General features: G+C 63.4%; 20 protein-coding genes. 13 read left to right on the top strand and 7 right to left on the bottom strand.

Annotated elements, in window-relative coordinates:
* Nucleotides 1–8 precede the first annotated feature (8 nt).
* Together HJB82_RS00975 and HJB82_RS00970 are read left to right on the top strand one after the other, a co-directional pair.
* On the top strand, nucleotides 9–698 hold the full coding sequence (locus HJB82_RS00975; RefSeq protein WP_207585001.1) for an ABC transporter permease: 690 nt from the start codon (nucleotides 9–11) through the stop codon (nucleotides 696–698).
* A gap of 120 nt (nucleotides 699–818) precedes the next feature.
* Nucleotides 819–1,727, top strand: coding sequence for a homocysteine S-methyltransferase family protein (locus HJB82_RS00970; protein ID WP_207585002.1), 909 nt, complete (start codon nucleotides 819–821; stop codon nucleotides 1,725–1,727).
* 20 nt (nucleotides 1,728–1,747) lie between these two features.
* Here the strand turns inward: HJB82_RS00970 and HJB82_RS00965 are convergent, their stop codons facing one another.
* Nucleotides 1,748–2,176 (bottom strand): MarR family winged helix-turn-helix transcriptional regulator, encoded by a 429-nt coding sequence (locus HJB82_RS00965; RefSeq protein WP_207585176.1) that lies wholly within the window; start codon nucleotides 2,174–2,176, stop codon nucleotides 1,748–1,750.
* 199 nt (nucleotides 2,177–2,375) lie between these two features.
* Here HJB82_RS00965 and HJB82_RS00960 point away from each other — a divergent pair, with 199 nt between their 5' ends.
* From HJB82_RS00960 to HJB82_RS00950, 3 genes are all read left to right on the top strand, one after another.
* Nucleotides 2,376–4,187, top strand: a complete 1,812-nt coding sequence (locus tag HJB82_RS00960) for a chloride channel protein (RefSeq protein ID WP_207585003.1) — start codon at nucleotides 2,376–2,378, stop codon at nucleotides 4,185–4,187.
* A gap of 115 nt (nucleotides 4,188–4,302) precedes the next feature.
* On the top strand, nucleotides 4,303–4,569 hold the full coding sequence (locus HJB82_RS00955; RefSeq protein WP_207585004.1) for a type II toxin-antitoxin system Phd/YefM family antitoxin: 267 nt from the start codon (nucleotides 4,303–4,305) through the stop codon (nucleotides 4,567–4,569).
* Nucleotides 4,566–4,988, top strand: a complete 423-nt coding sequence (locus tag HJB82_RS00950) for a type II toxin-antitoxin system VapC family toxin (RefSeq protein ID WP_221139414.1) — start codon at nucleotides 4,566–4,568, stop codon at nucleotides 4,986–4,988. The genes HJB82_RS00955 and HJB82_RS00950 overlap by 4 nt, the downstream gene beginning before the upstream one ends.
* Nucleotides 4,989–5,014: 26 nt before the next feature.
* Here HJB82_RS00950 and HJB82_RS00945 read toward each other — a convergent pair whose 3' ends face one another.
* From HJB82_RS00945 to HJB82_RS00925, 5 genes are all read right to left on the bottom strand, one after another.
* Nucleotides 5,015–5,785, bottom strand: coding sequence for an ABC transporter ATP-binding protein (locus HJB82_RS00945; protein ID WP_207585006.1), 771 nt, complete (start codon nucleotides 5,783–5,785; stop codon nucleotides 5,015–5,017).
* A 9-nt stretch (nucleotides 5,786–5,794) separates the two neighbouring features.
* Nucleotides 5,795–6,778: an ABC transporter substrate-binding protein gene (locus tag HJB82_RS00940; protein WP_221139413.1), complete on the bottom strand. Its 984-nt coding sequence runs from the start codon at nucleotides 6,776–6,778 to the stop codon at nucleotides 5,795–5,797.
* Between the two features lie 40 nt (nucleotides 6,779–6,818).
* Entirely contained in the window at nucleotides 6,819–7,670 is an 852-nt protein-coding gene (locus tag HJB82_RS00935) for an ABC transporter permease (protein ID WP_207585008.1), read from the bottom strand.
* Nucleotides 7,671–7,681: 11 nt separating this feature from the next.
* The gene (locus HJB82_RS00930) at nucleotides 7,682–9,034 is read right to left on the bottom strand and encodes an LLM class flavin-dependent oxidoreductase (protein ID WP_207585009.1); all 1,353 of its coding nucleotides are present in this window, start codon (nucleotides 9,032–9,034) and stop codon (nucleotides 7,682–7,684) included.
* A 353-nt stretch (nucleotides 9,035–9,387) separates the two neighbouring features.
* Nucleotides 9,388–10,173 carry an IclR family transcriptional regulator gene (locus tag HJB82_RS00925; RefSeq protein WP_207585010.1) on the bottom strand — a complete coding sequence of 262 codons (786 nt, stop codon included), beginning with the start codon at nucleotides 10,171–10,173 and terminating at the stop codon, nucleotides 9,388–9,390.
* Nucleotides 10,174–10,392: 219 nt separating this feature from the next.
* Here HJB82_RS00925 and HJB82_RS00920 point away from each other — a divergent pair, with 219 nt between their 5' ends.
* The 8 genes from HJB82_RS00920 to HJB82_RS00885 are packed head-to-tail and all read left to right on the top strand — an operon-like array spanning nucleotide 10,393 to nucleotide 18,578.
* Nucleotides 10,393–11,463 (top strand): ABC transporter substrate-binding protein, encoded by a 1,071-nt coding sequence (locus HJB82_RS00920; RefSeq protein ID WP_207585011.1) that lies wholly within the window; start codon nucleotides 10,393–10,395, stop codon nucleotides 11,461–11,463.
* Between the two features lie 22 nt (nucleotides 11,464–11,485).
* Complete coding sequence (locus HJB82_RS00915) at nucleotides 11,486–13,000, top strand: sugar ABC transporter ATP-binding protein (RefSeq protein ID WP_221131349.1); 1,515 nt, start codon at nucleotides 11,486–11,488, stop codon at nucleotides 12,998–13,000.
* Nucleotides 12,997–13,959, top strand: a complete 963-nt coding sequence (locus HJB82_RS00910) for an ABC transporter permease (RefSeq protein ID WP_207585013.1) — start codon at nucleotides 12,997–12,999, stop codon at nucleotides 13,957–13,959. Before HJB82_RS00915 ends, HJB82_RS00910 begins: the two co-directional genes overlap by 4 nt.
* The gene (locus HJB82_RS00905; RefSeq protein WP_207585014.1) at nucleotides 13,956–14,897 is read left to right on the top strand and encodes an ABC transporter permease; all 942 of its coding nucleotides are present in this window, start codon (nucleotides 13,956–13,958) and stop codon (nucleotides 14,895–14,897) included. Before HJB82_RS00910 ends, HJB82_RS00905 begins: the two co-directional genes overlap by 4 nt.
* Nucleotides 14,894–15,850, top strand: coding sequence for an amidohydrolase (locus HJB82_RS00900; protein ID WP_207585015.1), 957 nt, complete (start codon nucleotides 14,894–14,896; stop codon nucleotides 15,848–15,850). Before HJB82_RS00905 ends, HJB82_RS00900 begins: the two co-directional genes overlap by 4 nt.
* The gene (locus tag HJB82_RS00895; RefSeq protein ID WP_221139412.1) at nucleotides 15,843–17,153 is read left to right on the top strand and encodes an alanine racemase; all 1,311 of its coding nucleotides are present in this window, start codon (nucleotides 15,843–15,845) and stop codon (nucleotides 17,151–17,153) included. Before HJB82_RS00900 ends, HJB82_RS00895 begins: the two co-directional genes overlap by 8 nt.
* Before the next feature lie 35 nt (nucleotides 17,154–17,188).
* A complete protein-coding gene (locus HJB82_RS00890) occupies nucleotides 17,189–17,533 on the top strand; it encodes a RidA family protein (protein WP_207585017.1) in 345 nt (114 codons plus the stop codon).
* A 31-nt stretch (nucleotides 17,534–17,564) separates the two neighbouring features.
* Nucleotides 17,565–18,578 carry a succinylglutamate desuccinylase/aspartoacylase family protein gene (locus tag HJB82_RS00885; RefSeq protein ID WP_221131347.1) on the top strand — a complete coding sequence of 338 codons (1,014 nt, stop codon included), beginning with the start codon at nucleotides 17,565–17,567 and terminating at the stop codon, nucleotides 18,576–18,578.
* Here HJB82_RS00885 and HJB82_RS00880 read toward each other — a convergent pair.
* Nucleotides 18,575–19,759, bottom strand: a complete 1,185-nt coding sequence (locus HJB82_RS00880) for a hypothetical protein (RefSeq protein ID WP_207585019.1) — start codon at nucleotides 19,757–19,759, stop codon at nucleotides 18,575–18,577. The genes HJB82_RS00885 and HJB82_RS00880 overlap by 4 nt on opposite strands.
* Nucleotides 19,760–19,791 lie beyond the last annotated feature (32 nt).

The raw sequence follows: 19,791 nt of genomic DNA, 5'->3' as shown, positions 1-19,791 counted from the left end.
AGCGTCGCATGAATTTCAGCTGGATCTCTTCCTATTGGCCGCTGCTTCTGACCGGCGCCTGGCAGACCGTTGCGCTGCTGGTGATCTCCGTGGTGTTCGGCTTTGCCATCGCCATCGGTCTCGCTTTCGCGCAGGTCAGCGGCGGCAGGCTGACGCGGCTGCTCGCCCGCGGCTATTGCACCTTCTTCCGCGGCACGCCGCTGCTGATCCAGCTATGGCTTCTCTATTATGGGGTCGGCTCGCTGCTGCCCATGGTTCCCGGCATCCGCCAGAGCCTGTTCTGGCCGATCCTGCGCGAGGGCTTCTTCTTTGCGGCCGTCAGTTTCACGCTGAACTATGCGGCCTATGAGGCGGAGGTGTTGCGCGGTGCGCTGCTCGCCGTTCCCAAAGGCGAGCTGGAAGCCGGCCGGGCCTTCGGCCTGTCGCCATGGAAGCTCGTCCGCCGCATCTGGCTGCCGCGCGCCATCCGCATCGCCTTGCCGACGATTGCCGGAGAGATCGTCATGCAGCTGAAGGCGACGCCGCTTGCCTTCACGGTGACGGTGATGGATCTCTACGCCGTGGCCAACAAGGTTCGCCAGGACACGCTGCTGGTCTATGAGCCGCTGCTTGTCGTCACCGTCTTCTATCTCGCTTTGACCGCAGTAATTGCCCGCGTCTTTCGAGGTCTCGAAGCGCAGGTACCCGTTCGTCGTTAGGCCGACGAAAAAGGAACCGGCCATGAACTCCCTCGCGCACCAATCACTTGCAATCCGCCCACTTTGTTATGAAAAGCCCGCCGTCGGTGACGGCGCGACAGCCTGAATGGAAACCTCTTCATGAGCACGACACGAATTCTCGATGGCGGCATGAGCCGCGAGTTGCTGCGGCTGGGCGCCGAACTGAAACAACCGGAATGGTCGGCACTGGCGCTGATCAACGCGCCGGACATCGTCCGTGAGGTCCACAAGGAATTCATCGCGGCCGGTTCGCAGGTCATCACCACGAACAGCTATGCGCTGGTGCCTTTCCATATCGGTGAGGACCGGTTCCAGAAGGAGGGGGCGGCGCTGACCCGTCTCGCCGGTCGTTTGGCGCGCGAGGCGGCCGATGCCGCCACCGATCGCAAGGTGCTGGTCGCCGGTTCGCTGCCGCCGATCTTCGGCTCCTACGAGCCGCAAAATTTTCAGCCTTCACGGGTGCAAGACTATCTCAAGGTGCTGGTCGAAAACCTCGCTCCCTTCGTCGATGTCTGGCTCGGCGAGACGTTGAGCCTGATCGCCGAGGGAGAGGCCGTGCGCCAGGCGGTGGCGGCATCAGGCAAGCCGTTCTGGATTTCCTTCACCTTGGCGGATGACGAGGCAGACATCGAAAGCGGCGGGCCGAAGCTTCGCTCCGGCGAAAGCGTCGAGGACGCGGCATCCTGGGCAGTTTCATCGGGTGCGAAGGCCTTGCTCTTCAATTGCAGCAAGCCTGAAGTCATGCAGGCGGCGGTAGAGACGGTAGCGCGCGTATTCCGGAAGACGGACGCTCAGATCGAAATCGGCGTTTATGCCAATGCCTTCGAAGGCGAACAAGGCACATCAGCCGCCAATGAAGGGCTGCATGAGACCCGTGACGATCTGAACGACGACGCCTATTCGCGCTTTGCGTGCTCCTGGGCCGAAGCCGGTGCGACGATCATCGGCGGCTGCTGCGGCATCGGCGCCGCCCATATCCATCGCCTCAGCAAGACGCTTTTAAGATAGGCTCGACGCCGGTCGGCTCATCAGGCTTGGGCGGTCTTCTGCAGCTCGAGGAGAAGCTCGATCAGCTTCGGCGCCATCTCCCTTATTTCCGAGAGGTGGGCGGCGCTCAGTCTCACCAGAAGCGCGTCGGCCTTCTCCGTCAGAAGTATCGTCTGACGGCGCCTGTCGGTCGGATCGGCATGGCGTTCGACCAGGCCCGCGTCCGACAGCCGCCCGACAAGCTCGGTCGCCGTATGCGGCGCGATGATCAGCCGCTCGGCCAGCATGCCGATGGTCATGGCATCGCCGCGGTGCCCCTTGATCGCCAGCAGCGCCTGATGCTGCTGTACAGGCAGCCCTTCCAGCTGGGCGGCAGAGGCGCTGAAGTCCATGAATTGCCGAAGTGCGAATCTGAGATCGGCGAGCGCCTCATAATCCTCCTGTCTCAGCGCCGGCACGGTTTTCTTCAAACGCATTCTCCTCTGCCGCAACGGCTGCCAAGGTCGCGAGCCATCCCGCCATCTCGAATAGATGGGCATCCGACAGCCGGTCAAGTGAGGCATCTCTACAGACATTTTCACCTTCATGCCTTCACCCATTGATTTATATCGTATCACGATATATTGACGTCGCTCAAGTGTATCCATTTCCGGCGTAGCAGAGGCTTCCATGGCGCAGCATCAACCAAGCAACCGGCCGCACGATTTCACGGGCGGCCTTTCCCGGCGCGAGGCCGGCGATTTCACCACCGACAGGCGGGTCCTCCTGCTGATCGGAATGTCCATCATCGTCGGCACCGGCGGCGCGTTTGCGGCCTGGTGTCTCGTCAGCCTGATCGCGCTGGTGACGAATGTCATCTGGTTCGGGCAGATCGGCATCCAGCCTGCTTCGCTGGCTGCCGTGCCGCGCTCGCTGTGGGTGGTGCTGGTGCCGCCGCTCGGCGGGCTGGTCATCGGCCTGATGGCCCGCTTCGGATCGGAGAAGATCCGCGGCCACGGCATTCCCGAGGCCATAGAGGCGATCCTGATCGGCGGCAGCCGGATGTCGCCGAAGGTCGCGGTCCTGAAGCCGCTGTCCTCGGCAATCTCGATCGGAACGGGTGGTCCGTTCGGCGCCGAGGGGCCGATCATCATGACCGGCGGGGCGATCGGATCGCTCTTCGCGCAATTCTTTCACATGAGCGCTGCCGAGCGGAAGACGCTGCTCGTCGCCGGTGCAGCCGCAGGCATGACGGCGATCTTCGGCTCACCGATTGCCGCGGTCATGCTGGCGGTCGAACTGCTGTTGTTCGAATGGAAGCCGCGCAGCTTCATTCCTGTCGCCGTTGCCGCCTGCGTGTCGATCTGCTGGCGCCCGCTGCTGTTCGGCACCGGCCCGCTGTTTCCGACCCATTTCCAAGTAGATTTGCCCTGGTGGGGGATCTTCGCCTGTGCGGCGATGGGCATCATATCGGGGCTGCAATCGGGGTTGCTGACGACGCTGCTCTACCGGATCGAGGACCTCTTCGAGGCACTGCCGATCCACTGGATGTGGTGGCCGATGCTTGGCGGTCTTGTCATCGGCCTCGGCGGTCTGATCGAACCGCGTGCCATGGGCGTCGGCTACGACATCATCGATGGCCTGCTCAACAACCGGCTGCTCGCACCGGCGGTGATGTCGATCCTGCTGGTGAAGACGATCATCTGGCTGTTTGCGCTGTCGTCCGGCACCTCGGGCGGCGTGCTTGCTCCGCTTCTCATCTTCGGCGGTGCTCTCGGATGGCTGGTCGGCCTTGTCATGCCGGGCAACGATCCCGGCTTCTGGGCGCTGCTCGGAATGGCGGCGATGATGGGCGGAACCATGCGCGCGCCGCTGACGGGGACCTTTTTTGCGATGGAGATAACCGGCGATGTGAGCACGCTCGTTCCGCTGCTCGCCGCAACGGTGGTGGCCTATGCCGTCACGGTTCTTCTGCTGCGCCGCTCGATCCTTACCGAGAAGATTGCGCGCCGCGGGCAGCACATCACCCGCGAATATGGCGTCGATCCGTTCGAGCTCTCCCGTGCACGGGAGATCATGATCAGCAATGTCGACACGCTTCCCGTCACCATGACGGTGGGGGAGGCCTGCGATTTCTTCGCCTCTCAGGAGAAAACCCATCGGATCTACCCGGTGATCGACGCGGCAGGCAGATTGGCGGGCATCGTCTCGCGGGCCGATGCCCTGCGCTGGCAGGGGACGCCGGACCTGACCCTCCAGACGCTTGCCGAAAACGTCACCGACGATTCCGTTCCCGTCGGGCATCCTGATGATACCGTTGCCTTTATCGCCGACCTCATGCTGTCGACGGGCGATGGGCGTATTCCGATCGTCGATCCCGCTTCCGGCAAGCTGTGCGGCCTGATCGCCCGCAAGGATCTGCTGCGGCTACGCAGTTCCTTGAGGTCGCAGGAACTGGATCGGCGGCCGTATCTGACTGCCGGGGCGAGGAGCAAATCGTGATAGCCGCCTCAGGTTTCTTCGGCCCCGCCAATTGAACCGCTCGATCCCGCCGCTTGCAAACTCACCCCAGTCCAGTTATATAGTCACTATAGTCATTCTGGTCAGGAGCTGAGCAATGCAGCCATCACGGCAAGACAATGAAAGCTGGACCGTTGCCAGTGCAAAGGCGAAGCTTTCCGAAGTCATCGAACGCGCGCAATCCGCGCCACAGACAATCACAAGGAACGGCAAGCCGAGCGTTGTCGTCGTCTCTGCCGAGGAATGGCAGCGCAAGACCGCTCGCCAAGGGACGCTTGCCGAATTTCTGATGGAGTCGCCGCTGCGCGGCGCCAATCTGGACCTTGAGCGTCAACGCGACGAACCGCGTGATCCGGCGCTGTGAGACTTTTGCTGGACACCAACGTCCTGTCCGAGGTGATGAAGCCGAAGCCTGATGCGCACGTCTTGCAATGGTTGGACAGGCTCGACGAGGATCGCTCCTTCATCAGCATCGTCTCGGTCGCAGAGATCCGACGTGGTGTTGCCCTGATGGACGAGGGACGAAAACGCGACGCGCTGGCTGAATGGCTCGCCCGGGACCTGACGCAGCGCTTCGAGCACCGCATCATCCCGGTGGATGAATCGGTTGCCCTGGCCTGGGGGGACCTCATGGGCCATGCAAAGCGGAGCGGCCGTGGCCTGCCGTCGATGGATGGCCTGATCGCTGCCACCGCGGTTGCTCACGATCTCACGCTCGCGACGCGCAACACGAAGGATTTCGACGGCTTGGGGATCGAACTGATCAATCCCTGGATCCTTTAGTCCTGGCGAAGGCTACAGCGCAGCCGTCAATGCAATCCGAACAGGTTCAGCAGCTCCTCGCGGTGGCGAACGAATTCCGGTGCGCTGCGGTCGCGCGGTCGCGGCAGATCGATGTCGATCAGGCGCGGTTCGCCGCCCTTCTCCCGTGGCAGGATGAGGATCCGGTCGGCGAGATAAATCGCCTCCTCGAGATCGTGCGTGACGAGAATGGTCGTCACATCCTCATCGCGCCAGATCCGGGCGAGTTCCTGCTGCATGCCGATCTTGGTCATCGCGTCGAGCGCGCCGAGCGGTTCGTCGAGCAGCAGGATCTCGGGCTGAACAGCCAGCGCCCGGGCGATCCCGACGCGCTGCGCCATGCCTCCGGAGAGCTGCCGGGGATAGGCGGCCTCGAATTGCTGCAGGCCGACAAGCTTGACATAGTGGCGCGCCCGCGCCCTCGCCCGCTGACGGGTGAGACCACTTGTTTCCAGCCCGAAGGCGACATTGTCGAGCACATCAAGCCAGGGCAGAAGGCGCGGTTCTTGGAAGATGACGGCGCGCTCTGCGCCGACGCCCCGCACCACCTTGCCGTCGACGAGGACCTCTCCGGTGTCGGCATCCTCGAGACCTGCAAGAACCCTGAGCAGGGTCGTTTTGCCCGAGCCGCTGGCACCGACGATGGCGAGGCTTTCGCCGGAGCGGATGTGGAGATTGATATCCTTGAGAACCTGCAGCGGCGTGCCGTTCAACTTGTAGGATTTGGAGAGGCGACGGATCGTCACCTCGCCGCGGCGAATGTCCTCAGCAATGCTCATCTCGGTTCCTCAGTTGCTTGCCGGCTTGGCATCGGCCGTGAAGAGGATGTCCTTGGCCGCCAACTGGCCTTGCTTCAGCTTGCCTTCGCGAACCAGGACGTCGATCCAGAACTGGATGTCGCGCTCGACCGGCAGACCGCCGGCGCGCACGCCATAGCCGCGGAAATATTGCGCGATATCAGCGTTCTGGCCACGCTCGCTGAGCGCCTTGGCCAGGATCTTCTTGGTTTCTTCAGGATGTTCGCGGGCATAGTCGAGCGCGCGGGCCGACTGCTCGACGAAAATCTTTGCGGCCTCGGGATGTTGCTGAATGAAATCGCGGCGCAGGACCACAAACCCCCCGGCAATGTCGCCGAGCACGTCGGTATCGTCAAAAACCGCGCGCAGGCCGCCATTTTTGAGCGCCGCACCCTCGAAGGTCGTCTGCCAATAACCGAAGGCGGCAATATCGACCTGCTTGGAGCGCAGCACCTGTTCGAGTTGCGGCCCGGGAACGACGATCTGATTGGCGGAGTCGCTCGGCAGGCCGACGGAATGCAAGGCCTCGCGGATGGTATAATCGAGGTGCGCGCCAAGCGTATTGACTGCTATGCTCTTGCCGGCAATGTCCTTGATACTCTTGATCGGGCTGTCTTCCAGCACATAGAAGGTCGACTGCACCTCGTCATTGATGCCGTTCGACGGATAGGCGGCGACGAAGTCATTGCCGCCGATGATCGAATTCAGCACGGCGGAGGTGGCCGCACTGCCGATCTCGACATCACCGGATGCGAGGGCGATCAGAGAGGCCGGCCCGCCTTGAGCATAACCGACATTTTCGAACGTGATGCCGGTGCCCTTGAAATAGCCGAGCTCGTCGGCGAGCTCATGGGCGGCAAGACCGCCTTGGCTGGCGAGGTAGCGCAGCTTGATCGTGTCGGCAGCTGCGGCCGGCGTAGCAAGGCCGAGCGCGATGACGGCCGGGAGGAGAAGGTTGCGGGGATGGAATGTCATGACGTATCCCTTTCGGAAGAGGAAAATCGGGGGAAGCAGGTTAGCGGCTCGGCTGAGACCAGCGGCAGAGACGGCGCTGCAGGAGAACGAGCAAGGCATTGGCGGCAAGCCCGAGAAAGGCGAGCAGAAGGATCGCCGCAAACATCAGCGGGATCTGGAAATTGTACTGGGCGTTCATCACCTGGAAGCCGATACCCTTGTTGGCGCCGATCATCTCGGCGGCAATCAACAGGAGAAGCGCAGTCGTCGCCGAGAGACGCAGGCCGACGAAGATCGCAGGGACGGACGCCGGCAGAATGACGCGGCGGAAGATGGTCAGCGGTCCGGCGCCATAAGTCCGCGCCATCTCAATAAGCTTCTGGTCCACCTCCTTGACGCCGCCGATCGTGGCGAGCAGCACCGGAAACAGGGTGGCCCAGAAGATCACGAAGATCTTGGAGGTTTCGCCGAGGCCGAGCAGCAGGATGAAGATCGGATAGAGCGCCAGCGCCGAGGTCTGGCGGAAGAGCTGCAGGATCGGATCGAGCGCCTGCTCGACCGCACGAACCTGGCCCATGAACAGGCCGAGCGGAATGCCGATCACGACGGCAAAGGCGAAGGCGGTTCCGGCTCGCTGCAGGCTGATGGCGATGTCGTCCAGCAACGCGCCGTTGGCAAGATTGGTCCAAAGAGCAGACAGGATCACGTTCAGGGGCGGGAAGATGGCCGGATTGATCCAGCCCCTGGTGCTCGACACCTGCCAGAGCGCGAGGAAGGCGAGGAGCAGGCCATAACGCGGCAAAAACGATGCGAGCAACCCGCGCCCATGGGAGCCGAGAGTGGAAATGGTGCTTTCGCTGCTTTTCAGGCGGCCGAAGCTTCTCGGGAGAGTCTGGTTGATTTCATAGGCCATGGTCCGTTCCCTCATTCTGCTGCCTGGAGAGCTGCGTGTCCGGCAGCCCATCGATTGGCGGGGAAAGGCAGGCCGAGGTTTTCCCGGAGCGTCTTGCCCTCATAGGCCGTGCGAAACAGTCCGCGGCGCTGCAACTCCGGGATGACCAGATCGACGAAATCGTCGAGGGCCGTCGGCAGCCAGGGCGGCAGAATGTTGAAGCCGTCGGCCGCTTCGTTCTCGAACCATTGCTGTAGCGTATCGGCGATCTTTTCAGGCGTTCCGACGATGGTGTAGTGACCGCGGGCCGACGCGATCCATTGATAGAGCTGGCGGATGGAAAAATTGTTTTCGTCTGCGATCTGGCGGATGAGGGCCTGGCGGCTCTTCATGCCTTCCGTCGGCGGCGCCGGCGGCAGCGGCCCGTCGAGATCATAACCGTGCAGGTCGAGCGTACCGCCGGTCAGGCCGTTAAGGAGGCCGATTCCATCCTCTTCGACAATCAGCGAGGTCAGACGGTCGTACTTCTCGCGTGCTTCCGCTTCGGTCCTGCCGACGAAAGCGGAGACGCCGGGCATGACGAGGATGTGATCGGGGTTGCGGCCGAGGCCGCGGGCGCGTGCCTTGATATCGCGGTAGAATTCCTGGGCTGTTTCGATGTGCTGATGGGCGGTGAAGATGACTTCGGCCGTTGCCGCGGCAAGCCCGCGCCCGTCGTCGGACTGCCCGGCTTGCACGATGACCGGATGTCCCTGGGGCGAGCGCGAGACGTTGAGCGGGCCACGCACGCTGAAATGCTCGCCGCGGTGGTCGGTGTCGTGCAGCTTCGCCGGATCGAAGAATACGCCCGACTCCTTGTCGCGGATGAACGCGTCGTCCTCGAAGCTTTCCCAGAGTTTGCGGACAACGTCGACATGCTCGGCAGCACGGCGATATCGATCGGCATGTGGAAGCTGCGTATCGCGGTTGAAGTTCTGTGCCGTGAGGTCGCCCGTCGTGGTCACGACATTCCAGCCGGCGCGGCCCTCGGAGATCAGATCCAGCGAGGCGAATTTGCGAGCAGTCGTATAGGGCTCCTCATAGGTGGTGGAAGACGTCGCGATAAAGCCGAGATGGGTGGTGAAAGGCGCAAGCGCGGAAAACAATGTGACGGGTTCGAAGCCGGCGACGCGGGCATTGCCGCCTTCGCGCGCTCCGCCAAAACCGACAGCCAGTCCGTCGGCCAGGAAATACGCATCGAAGAGTCCGCGCTCGGCTGTCAGGGCGAGTTGCTTGTGAAACTCGAAACTGGTGGCACCGTCGGCCGGCTGGTCAGGATGCCGCCAGGATGCAACATGCTGTCCGCCACCGGGAAGAAATGCCCCAAGCCTGATTTTGCGTGTCATTTCGCGTCCTCTCCGTTTGCCGCCCACAGCCCGGTGTTTTCCAGGGCCATGGTATAGGTTGGCTGTCAGGACTCTACACTACGTTCTCCATAAATTTTATAGAGAAACTTCATTTCATAATTTCGGAGGAAGAGTGAATAGTTTTGCGGGATTGGCTTGAATCTGGAAATCGACGATCGAGGCGGCCAACAAGAGATATGTCGTCTTGCGGCCGTCTTTGATGTTTTCCATGTCAGACAGGTCGACGAGCGACGTCCTGTTTCGTGATATGATTATGGGAACATGCAGCCGGGCACGGGTCATGCATGAGCGGTGCGTGCCGCCGGATAGCGGTGCCTGGCTATGCTTGGGCATCAGCCCCGTTTTGGCCGGGAAGGGGCATGCTCCAGGCCGGCGGCGGCCTTCTTCAGGCAGTCGAGGTAGCGGTCCCGGTTCGCGATACCGTCGTCGCGTGGGGTGACGAGGCAGAGCGTTGCAGCTGCATGGCCTTCCTCGCCCCGCACCGGCACGGCAAAACAATGGGTAAAGCTGTCGACGATGCTGTTGAAGGTGAAGAAGCCTTCACGCTCGGCCTGGCGCACCTCGGCGATGAAGGTCTGGGGCTCGAGCCATTCACCGCCCGGCAGACGGAAATCCTGCGACGGAATGAAGTTCAGGATGTCCTGATCCGACAGATGCGCGACGAGCAGGCGCCCCGACGCCGTCCACGGAATCGGCACCGACTGTCCCACATCCGTCGAAATGCGGAACGGCCGCGCCCCCTCGCGCATGCGCACGACCGTATACCTGTTTCCATCCAGCATGCAGAACTGCGCCGTTTCCCGCGTTTCATCGGCAAGCCGTTCCAGCGTCGCCTCGCATTCGCGGGTGAAGTCGAAATGGTTCTCATAGGCGGCGCCGAGGAAATAGAGCTTGCGGCCGAGATAGACGCGCCCCTCGCCGCCGGTGAATTCGAGAATGCCGTTACTGAGCAGCAGGTTGACGAGTTCGTAGACGGACGAACGCGGCGCACCGATCTGCGCGGCGATTTCGTTCGGCTTCAAGGCCTGCCGTTTCTGGCGCAGGAAATCGAGGATTTCGAAGGCGCGGTCGAGCCCTCGGGCGCGTTTGCCGGCTGCTTCGTCCTGAACTGCATCCATTGCTATCGTCCTGTTCTTTTGTCCGGCCAAGCTTTTCAAGCCGCCTGCCGTATCTGTCAATTGATCCCGTCATTCAATCGCGAATGAAATTTCCCCACCCCTCTTGCGGGGTAAAAAAATCGGCATAAGATCGCCTCGTCCGGTATAAAGATCACATGTACGATATATTGGACATAGATGGCAAACCGTCAAGGTTGCCGCACAAAAAAGGGGATCGACATGAAGAATTTTGAAAACAGCATTTCCGCTTCGCTGCGCCGCCGCCTCCTCGCGGGCGCTGCCGCAGCAGCCACCCTCCTGGTCTTTTCCACCGGCACTGCCTCGGCCGCTGCCAATTGCATCAAGGGCGACAGAAAAGCGCCCTATACGATCGGCTGGGCGAACATCTACTCCGTGCCGACCTGGATGAAACAGACCGAAGGCACCATTACCGCTGAAGTGGAGGAGCTGAAGAAGGCCGGCCTCGTCAAGGACCTGATGATCACTGACGCGCAGGGCAACGCCCAGACGCAGATCCAGCATATCCAGTCGATGATCGACGCCAATGTCGACGCCATCGTCGTCATCGCCGGCTCCTCCAACGCGCTCGACCGCGTCATATCGGATGCCTGCGACAAGGGCATCGCCGTGGTCAATTTCGACAGCTTGGTCAACACCGACAAGGTGACGGCGAAGATCAATACCGATTCCAGCGAATGGGGTGCGACCGCTGCCAAGTGGATGGTCAGCCAGCTCGGCGGCAAGGGCAAGATCATCATCATGAACGGCCCGGCCGGCATCTCGGTCAGCGACGACCGCCGCAAGGGCGCCCAGCCGGTCCTCGATGCCAATCCAGGTCTCAAGGTGATCACCGAGACGAACACCGAATATAACGTCGCGCCGGCACAGGAAGCGATGACCAGCCTGCTCTTCGCCAATCCCGAAATCGACGGCGTGCTGTCGCTCGGCGGCGCGCTGTCTGCCGGCTCCGTCCTCGCCTTCGAGCGCCAGGGCCGCGACCAGGTGCCGACCACAGGTGAAAATGCAAGGCAGTTCCTGGAACTCTGGAAGGAGAAGAGCCTGAAAGGCTGGGCGACGATGCAGCCCAACTGGCTCGGCGCCCTTTCCGTCTACACTGCGGTGCAGGCGCTGCAAGGCAAGAACGTGCCGGCCTTCGTCAAGGTGCCGCTGCCTGTCATCGACGACAGCACGATCGGCAGCTACCTCGCACGGGCCGACAAGTTCCCGGCCGACGGCTATATCTACTCGGATTACGACAAGGCGCTGTTCGACAAGCTGCTTGCCAAGTAATCCGCGGTTGGGGGACGCCGTCATGACGGAAGAAGCGCCCCTGCTGGAAGCCCGGCAGGTGTTCAAGGGATTTTTCGGCAATCCCGTTTTGAAGGGCGTCGACATCGCCCTTCTGCCGGGCAGGGTTCACGCCCTGCTCGGTGAAAACGGCGCCGGCAAGTCGACGCTGATCAATCTCCTGTCCGGCTCCCTCCAGCCCGACGGCGGGTCCATCCTCGTCGACGGCAGGCCGGTCGGGCGTTTCAGCCCGGCGGCGGCGCGCGCGGCCGGCATCGCTGTCGTGCAACAGGAGCTGAGCCTCACGGCCAACCTGTCGATTGCCGAAAACATCGGGATCGGCGCGTTTCCGCGCCGGTTCGGTCTCATCGATTACGGAGCGCTTCATCGCGGCGTGCAAGAGGTTTGCGACCTGGTCGGGCTGACAGAACCGCTCGACGTGCCGGTTGCCGATCTCGCGCTCGGCCGCCGTCAGATGGTGGAGATCGCTAAGGCGCTGTTCCGCAGGCCGCGTGTGCTTATTCTGGATGAACCGACCTCGTCGCTCTCCGCGCATGAAGCCGGCATTCTTGCCCAGCTGATCGAGACGCTCAAGGGTCGCGGCACGGCACTTCTCTATATTTCCCACCGCCTCAACGAGGTGCAGGCGCTCTGCTCGCATGTCACCGTGCTGAAGGACGGCGGCGTAACGGCCGACCAGTCGCTGTCCGGCATCGACGGCGAGGGTCTGGTGCGCCTGATGGTTGGTCGCGAAACCGGCGACCTGTTTCCGCCGCGCCCGGCCGCGGTACCCGGTGCGATGCGCATCAGCGTCGAAGGTTTTTCGGCCGGCATCGTGCGTGACATTGGTTTCTCCGCTCGCGTCGGCGAGATCGTCGGCATCGGCGGGCTTGTCGGGCAGGGTCAAGAAGACCTGCTGCTCGGCCTCTATGGCGCGATTCCAGCCTCGGCGACCCGGGCGGAGGTAGCGGGCAATCCCCACCTGCCCGCCCATGTCGGCGCGGCGAATGCGGCTGGTATCGTCTACGTCCCGGCGGACCGCAAGCACGAGGGACTGGTGCTGCCGCATTCGATCGCCTCCAATCTCATCCTGCCCTCGCTCGGGCGGCTTGCCCGCAAGGGGCTGCGCGACGCGAAGGCGGAAAACGGCCTGGTCGCCGATCTCGCGCGCCGGCTGACGATCAAGGGCGATGCGGCTCGGCCGGTGCAGGCGCTTTCCGGCGGCAACCAGCAGAAGGTGGCGCTCGCCAAATGGCTGCCGCTCGATCCGTCTGTGCTGCTCCTCAACGATCCGACGCGCGGCGTCGACATCGAGACCAAACGTGAGATCTACCTGATGCTGCGCGCCTTCGCCGCCGAGGGGCGGCTCGTCATTCTGGCCAGTTCCGATACGCCGGAACTCGTGCATCTCTGCGACCGTGTCGTGGTCCTGCGCGAGGGGCGCGTCGCGGCGACGCTGTCAAAAGATCGGATCAGCGAAGGAGCGATCGTCGGCGCGGCCATGGGCGTGACGACCACGACGCAGGGAGAGGCGGCATGAATACAATTTCGGCATCCCGTCTCTACGGCGCGATCCAACTCCGCCGCAACCGCGGCCTCGCCGGCCTCTATCTGGTCGTCGCTGCCTTTCTCATCCTCTATGCGCTGCTCTTTCCCGGCATCCTTTCCATCGGCGGCTTTTCGAAGTTCACGCAGAACTGGTTTCCGCTCGCGCTGGTCACCATGGCGCAGGCGCTGCTGATGCTGAATGGCGGCATCACGCTGGCGATCGGGCCGCTGGTCAGTCTCGGCGCGGTGATCGCCGCGACGACGATGGAAGGGCCGCTCGGTGTGCCCGGCGGCATTGTCGCGGTCGCCGTCGCCGGCCTATTGATCGGCGCCGTCACCGGCGCCATCGTGACACATCTGAGATTGCCGGCGATCATCGTCACGCTGGCCGGCTCCTTCATCATCGGCGGCGTCGCGCTCATCCTGCTGCCGCGGCCGGGCGGATTCATTCCCGATTGGCTGTCGACGGTGCTTGCCGGCCATACGCCCGTCGCCTTCCTGCTGCTCGTCGTCATCCTCATACTCTGGAAAGCCTTTCTGGCAACGCCGCTCGGCCTCGGCATCTATGCGGCCGGCGACAACCCGGTCGGCGCATTCCGCTCCGGCGTGCCGGTCGAACGGGTGAAGGTCGCAGCCTTCGCGCTCTCCGGCCTTCTTGCTGCTCTCACCGGTCTCTTCGTTGCGGCGCAGACCGGCTCGGGCGATCCCATCATCGGCACGCCCTTCACGCTGAACTCGATCGCCGCCGCCGTGCTCGGCGGCGTGGGTTTCCTCGGCGGCAAGGGCACGATGCGCGGCGCGATCTGCGGCAGCCTGCTGCTCTCGGTGATGATCAACGTGATGTTCTTCCTGGGCTTTCCGCCCGTCGCGCAATATGTCGCGCAAGGCTTGATCATCGTCGGCGCAGTCGCCGTTCCGGAACTTCTTGGAGTATGGAGGGCAAGACGATGAACATCATCCGGTCTGCGTTCCGCAATCCGCCGCTCCTGACCTTTCTTCTGGTCGCGCTCGTCTGGATCGTTGCAAGCTTCACGCTTCGCGGTTTCGGCGCCTACGGCCATCTGCGTTATCTGCTGGAGCTTGCCGCGGTGATCGGCATCGTCGCTGCCGGCCAGACGCTCGTCATCCTGATGGGCGGCATCGATCTTTCCGTCGGTGCTGTCATCACCGTCACGGCGATCCTGCTGCCGCTGATTTCGCCCGCCTGGGATCCAACCGGCCTTGCCGGCATCGCGGCGGCCCTTGCCATCGCCACCGGCATCGGCCTGATGAACGGCGCGGGGGCCGCCTATCTTCGTGTGCCGCCGATCATCATGACGCTCGCGATGGCGACCTTCCTGCAGGGCCTGCTCGTCATCGTCGCCGGCGGCAGCGCCGTCACCGTCAGCAATCCGGCGGTCATTCTGCTCGGGCAGGCGCGGCCGTTCGGCATCCCCTCGGGCATCCTGCTGTGGCTCGTCGTCTCGGTCGTCGTCCTGCTGCTCATTCATCGCATGCCGATCGGCGCACGGTTTCTGGCGCTCGGGGCGAACCCGCTCGCCGCCCGGCTTTCCGGCGTCAGCGTCACCCTCAACACGCTGATCGTCCATACTCTGTCCGGCTTTTTCGCCGGGCTTGCCGGCATTCTCGTGCTGGGCATGAACCGGCAAGGTTATGTCGGCATCGGCGATCCCTATCTGCTGACGTCGATCGCCGCCGTCGTGCTCGGCGGCACCTCCATCCTCGGCGGCCGCGGCACCTATGCCGGCACGATACCGGGGGCGATCCTGCTCGTCACCACGACGGCGCTGATCACCGTCGTCAACGCCTCCCCCGGCTGGCGGTCTATCATGTTCGGCACGCTGATCCTCGCCCTTCTGCTCGTGTCCGGCCGTGAGGCACGCAGATGACGGCGCGCTACGACGGGCCGGTGATCGATCCGCACCACCATCTCTGGGACCTCAGCCTGCAGCGCCACCCCTGGCTTCAGAAGGCGCGGGCTTCCGGCGAAGAGATGGTTTTCGGGAGCCTCGCGCCGATCCTGCGCGACTACGGCATCGATGATTATCGTGCCGATGCCGGGCGTCAGAACGTCATTGCAACCGTGCATGTGGAGGCTGGCTGGTCCGATGCGCATCCGTTGGAAGAGAGCCGCTGGCTGGAGGGTCTCGACCGCAGCTCCGGCGTGGCGAAGCGTTATATCGCACGGGTTCCCCTCGACGGGCCGGACGCCGCGCGCCTGCTCGAAGCGGAAGCGGCGAGCCCTTATGTCGTCGGCATCCGCGATATTCTGAGTTGGCATTCGGAGCCGGCGAAGAGTTTTGCTCTGCGCGCAGATCGCATGGCCGATCCCGCTTGGCGGGCGGGGCTTGCTCACGCTTCACAGTTGGGGCTGGTCTTCGAGCTGATGCTCTACCCCTGGCAGATGGATCAGGCCCTCGAGCTGGTGCGCGATTTTCCGCAAACGCTGTTCGTGCTCAACCACGGCGGCAGCCCCGCCGACCGATCGGAGGACGGCATGGCGCTCTGGCGTCACGGCCTGCGAGCGCTCGGCAAAGAGCCGAACGTGCGGTTAAAGATCTCCGACCTCGTCGCCTACGACAATGACTGGACGCTCGAAAGCCTGCGGCCGGTGATCGAGCACTGCTTCGATTGTTTCGGCCCTGAACGTTCGATGTTCGCCAGCGACTTTCCGGTCGCGGGCCTGCACGCCTCATTCGACGAGGTCTATCAGGTTTTCCGCACGGTCGCCGCGCAACTTTCTCCCGACGAGCAGCGCGATCTGTTCTTTGCCACCGCCAACGACACCTATCGCCTCGGTTTGGGCGATCCGGCCGAGATCGGGCGAGGCCGCCATGTCTGACCTTCATGCCACGACGGAAAACCGGCTGATCGACGACCGGGTTCGCGGCTTTCCGCCGGACAACCCTCCGCTTTCGCCTGCTGCAATCGGAACGCAGGGGTGGAAGCCCTATGACGGCAGGATGGCCCTGCCGCTGATCTCGCTCGACCGCCGGGCCTTCACCGGCAATGTCGAACTGATGATGGCCTATGTGAAAAGCCATGGCGCCGACATCGCGCCGCACGCCAAGACCCCGATGTCGACGGTGCTGGCAGACGCGCTTCTTTCGGCAGGCGCCTGGGGCACGACCGTTGCCGATATCCGCCAGGCAGCCGTCCTGCTCAAGGCGGGACAACGCCGGCTGATCCTCGCCAACGAGATCGGTGGGATCGCCGCTGCTCGCCGGCTTGCTGCCCTGCTCGGCCACTATCCGGATGCGGAATTCCATATCTTCGTGGATTCGACAACGCTCGTCGAGGCGCTTCGCTCCGCATGGCGTGAGCGCGCAGATCTGCCGCCTCTCGGCCTATTGGTTGAGTTCGGCGCCGGCCGCGCCGGTCTTCGAAGCGCCGCCGCTGCCGAGGCAATCCTCGATGCGATCCTGGCCATTGAGACGCCGGCCTTCCGGCTCACCGGCATCGCCGCCTATGAAGGTGCGGCCGCGACCGCCAATGCCGACGAGACGATGCACCGCATCGGCGCGCTGATGGCCCTGACCGCCGAATTCCTGCCGAAGATACGCGCCCGCATCGGCAAGGAGCGGCCGCTTCTCGTCACATCAGGCGGTTCGGTGTTTTTCGACATCGTGGTGGCCCGGCTTTCAGCCGCCGTCGCAGCCGATCCCGCCTGCCGGCTGGTGCTGCGCAGCGGCGCGATCTTCTTCCACGATCACGGCATCTACGAGCGTGGCCTTGCCGGCCTCGACGCGCGCGGCGGTTTGCGTATCGGCGGCGAGACGGTTTCGGCGGCGGCCGGTTTCCGTCCGGCGCTGCGCGTCTGGGCCGAGGTTCTGTCGCGGCCGGAGCCGCAGCTTGCGATCTGCGGCATGGGCATGCGCGACGTGGCAATGGACCAGGGCCTGCCGCGGCCGCTGGCGCTCTATCGCCATGGCGCCCGCCTTACCGATTTGGGAAGTGCCGACGTTATCCGGCTCAACGATCAACATGCCTTCGTCACGCTCGCCGATGGCAGTGATATCGCGGTCGGCGACGTCATCGAGTTCGGCATCTCGCATCCCTGCACCTGCCTTGACCGGCATGCAATCCTGTATGGCCTCGACCCGGATCATTCGGTGACGGCGGCCTATCTGACCAGCTTCGGCTGAATTCTCCCTGCAAAGCCAAGAAAAGGAAAACCCGCATGATCCAGCGTTACCAGAAAGGTTCGCGCATGAGCCAAGCCGTCAGCTATGGCGGTCTCGTCTATATTGCCGGTCAGGTCGCGGAAAATCGCAAGGCTGATATCGAGGAGCAGACCCGCGACGTGCTCGGCAAGATCGACGCCCTTCTGAAGGAAGCCGGTATCGACCGCTCGCGTCTCCTCGCTGTCAATGTCTTCCTGCCGGCGATTACCGATTTCGAGGCGATGAACGGCGTTTATGACAGCTGGATCGACATGGAAAACCCGCCGGCCCGCGCCTGCGTCGAGGCGCGCCTCGCCGATCCGGATCTGCGCGTCGAAATGACCGCGGTCGCGGCGCTATAATTGCACGGCAACCGCCCGCACTGGAGACTTCATGCACAGCGGCCTCGTCAATCCGATCGACTTTTCGCGCGAGGGCCGACAGGCTGGCCATCTCGCCATTCCCTATTCGATCGATCGTTCGCCCTATTATCAGATCCGCATTCCGATCCTCCGTCTCAGAAATGGTGAGGGACCGTCTTTGCTGCTGATGGCCGGTAATCATGGCGACGAATACGAGGGCGAACTCCAGCTCTCCCGGCTGATCCGCCTGCTTGAAGTTACTCAGATCCGCGGTGCCGTCACCATCCTGCCGATGGCGAACCTGCCGGCGGTGATGGCGGCCAAACGCTGCTCGCCCTTCGACGGCGGCAACCTCAACCGGGCCTTTCCCGGCGATCCCTTGGGGTTGCCGACGGCGCGGCTGGCGCATTTCCTCGAACACGAACTCTTTCCGCGCCACGACGTCATGCTCGACCTGCACTCGGGCGGCACGTCGATGGCGCACCTGCCCTGCACGCTGATCGAGCGGCAGGCCGACGCCGCCCGCTTCGAGCGATCCGTCTCGCTGATGCGGGCGATCGGAGCATCGCATGCCTTCATCGCCGACAACGGGCCGGCGGCGCCGACATCGATGGGGGCTGCGGCACGGGTGGGGACTGTCGGTCTTTCCGGCGAGTTCGGCGGTGGCGGGACCGTGACGCCTGCGACGATGGCCTTCACCGCGGCAGCGATCGACCGGTTGCTCCTCACGCTCCGTATCGTCAAACACCCGATCCTGTCGCGAGCGACCCTCGCCGAACCGGGGCCGTTGCAGCTTCTCTCGCTGTCCCGGCACAGCCAGGGCATCTATGCCAACCGCAGAGGCTGGTTCGAACCGGCCGTCACGCTTGAAGCCACCGTTTCTGCCGGCGATCTGGCCGGATGGTATCACGATCTGGAACGGCTGGAGCAGCCGGAGGAAGAGCTCCGCTTTGCCGAGAGCGGCATCGTCATTTCCCAGCGTCTGCATTGCGACAGCCAGGCCGGCGACTGTTTAATCCAGGTCGCCGAACCCATTGCAGCTTAGGTGATGGCGGCGACGGCCGCCTTGACCCAGTCGAGACGCTTTGCGGGGATGAGGCCGTAATTGTAGAAGTTCACGCCGTCGGCACCGGCATCAACGGCCGCCTTGGAGCGGGCCGCCAGCACAGCGGCTTCACCGACCTCGGGATAGAAGACGCGCAGGCCGACCCCGAGGAACTTTTCCGATCCAAGGGCTGCCCGGCCGGTGCGGATGACATCGCCGATCGAATCCGGCTCCATGTCGTAGCAGCAGAGGATCGCCCCGTCGCAGAGCCTGCCGACGGCTGCGAGATCGACGCCGCCGAGCCAGCCATCCTTCAGGTCGATGAGCACGATGCGTGTCGCCGGATCGGCTGCCGCCTTGATCTCGCCGATCAGGCTGGTCACCGGTTCGCTGCGCCAGGCAAGAAAGGCATGCAGATCGGGGTGGTCGCGGAAGGCGTCGTTGCCCGCTGCCGGAAAGTCCGGGAACTGCCGCTCCGGGACAGCCCTTTCGCAGAGTTCGGTGATGAAGCGCTTGACCGATCGGCGCGCGCCTTCGACCGGTACGCCGGCCTTGGTGGCGCGCGCCGTGCAATGGTCGCAGAAGCAGAGCGACAGCAGGAAATCGTCTTCGGCGTTCAGGCCGACACCATCTTTTTCGTGATGGTATTCATGCGCGAAACCCATGAAGTTCGGGCTTTCGAGTTCCACCATGTCCGGCCGGTAGTTCGTCGTGATGTCGCGCACGAGAGTGACGGCATAGGCACGCGCCGCCGGGCTGGAGGGGCAAAGGTTGTAATAGTTGGGATTGCCGAAGGCGTTCTGCGTCGCGTGGTCGGGGTGCAGCATGCCGAGGCGGCTATTATGGAGGCAGACCGTCCAGCAGGAGACCTTGAGACCGGTTGTCTCACGCTCCCTGACGAGCGCTTCCAGCATGTCGCCGCGCTCGGCTACATTCCTGGCCATCAACGGCCGGATCACCTTGTCCTGCCACAGGCTTTCATCCGGCCGGAAATAAACCGTCCCGTCCTCGGGAAAATAGGCCTTCTGTTGCGGGCTGCGCGGCTGGAGAAAGCGGCCGGCATGATAAGAGGTCGCAAGGCTGACCGTATTGAGGCCGGCCCGGTTGCGAAGCTCGGCGGCAATCGTGTCGACCCCCTGATCATGGATATCCCAGGGGTAAGTCCACATGGAAAGATGCATGGCGCGCTCCCAAAACTGTCCACTTTATAGAA

Origin of the sequence: Rhizobium sp. NZLR10, assembly GCF_019685125.1 — a bacterium.
GTDB lineage: Bacteria > Pseudomonadota > Alphaproteobacteria > Rhizobiales > Rhizobiaceae > Rhizobium.
Note: the sequence above shows the minus strand (reverse complement) of the source record. Positions and strands in the feature narration are given on the sequence as shown.

Coding starts and splice junctions, on each gene's coding strand:
- HJB82_RS00955 (WP_207585004.1), top strand. CDS start 4,303: ATGCAGCCATCACGGCAAGACAATGAAAGCTGGACCGTTGCCAGTGCA.
- HJB82_RS00910 (WP_207585013.1), top strand. CDS start 12,997: ATGAATACAATTTCGGCATCCCGTCTCTACGGCGCGATCCAACTCCGC.
- HJB82_RS00905 (WP_207585014.1), top strand. CDS start 13,956: ATGAACATCATCCGGTCTGCGTTCCGCAATCCGCCGCTCCTGACCTTT.
- HJB82_RS00945 (WP_207585006.1), bottom strand. CDS start 5,785: ATGAGCATTGCTGAGGACATTCGCCGCGGCGAGGTGACGATCCGTCGC.
- HJB82_RS00935 (WP_207585008.1), bottom strand. CDS start 7,670: ATGGCCTATGAAATCAACCAGACTCTCCCGAGAAGCTTCGGCCGCCTG.
- HJB82_RS00885 (WP_221131347.1), top strand. CDS start 17,565: ATGCACAGCGGCCTCGTCAATCCGATCGACTTTTCGCGCGAGGGCCGA.
- HJB82_RS00920 (WP_207585011.1), top strand. CDS start 10,393: ATGAAGAATTTTGAAAACAGCATTTCCGCTTCGCTGCGCCGCCGCCTC.
- HJB82_RS00890 (WP_207585017.1), top strand. CDS start 17,189: ATGATCCAGCGTTACCAGAAAGGTTCGCGCATGAGCCAAGCCGTCAGC.
- HJB82_RS00915 (WP_221131349.1), top strand. CDS start 11,486: ATGACGGAAGAAGCGCCCCTGCTGGAAGCCCGGCAGGTGTTCAAGGGA.
- HJB82_RS00940 (WP_221139413.1), bottom strand. CDS start 6,778: ATGACATTCCATCCCCGCAACCTTCTCCTCCCGGCCGTCATCGCGCTC.
- HJB82_RS00975 (WP_207585001.1), top strand. CDS start 9: ATGAATTTCAGCTGGATCTCTTCCTATTGGCCGCTGCTTCTGACCGGC.
- HJB82_RS00960 (WP_207585003.1), top strand. CDS start 2,376: ATGGCGCAGCATCAACCAAGCAACCGGCCGCACGATTTCACGGGCGGC.
- HJB82_RS00880 (WP_207585019.1), bottom strand. CDS start 19,759: ATGCATCTTTCCATGTGGACTTACCCCTGGGATATCCATGATCAGGGG.
- HJB82_RS00970 (WP_207585002.1), top strand. CDS start 819: ATGAGCACGACACGAATTCTCGATGGCGGCATGAGCCGCGAGTTGCTG.
- HJB82_RS00925 (WP_207585010.1), bottom strand. CDS start 10,173: ATGGATGCAGTTCAGGACGAAGCAGCCGGCAAACGCGCCCGAGGGCTC.
- HJB82_RS00930 (WP_207585009.1), bottom strand. CDS start 9,034: ATGACACGCAAAATCAGGCTTGGGGCATTTCTTCCCGGTGGCGGACAG.
- HJB82_RS00900 (WP_207585015.1), top strand. CDS start 14,894: ATGACGGCGCGCTACGACGGGCCGGTGATCGATCCGCACCACCATCTC.
- HJB82_RS00895 (WP_221139412.1), top strand. CDS start 15,843: ATGTCTGACCTTCATGCCACGACGGAAAACCGGCTGATCGACGACCGG.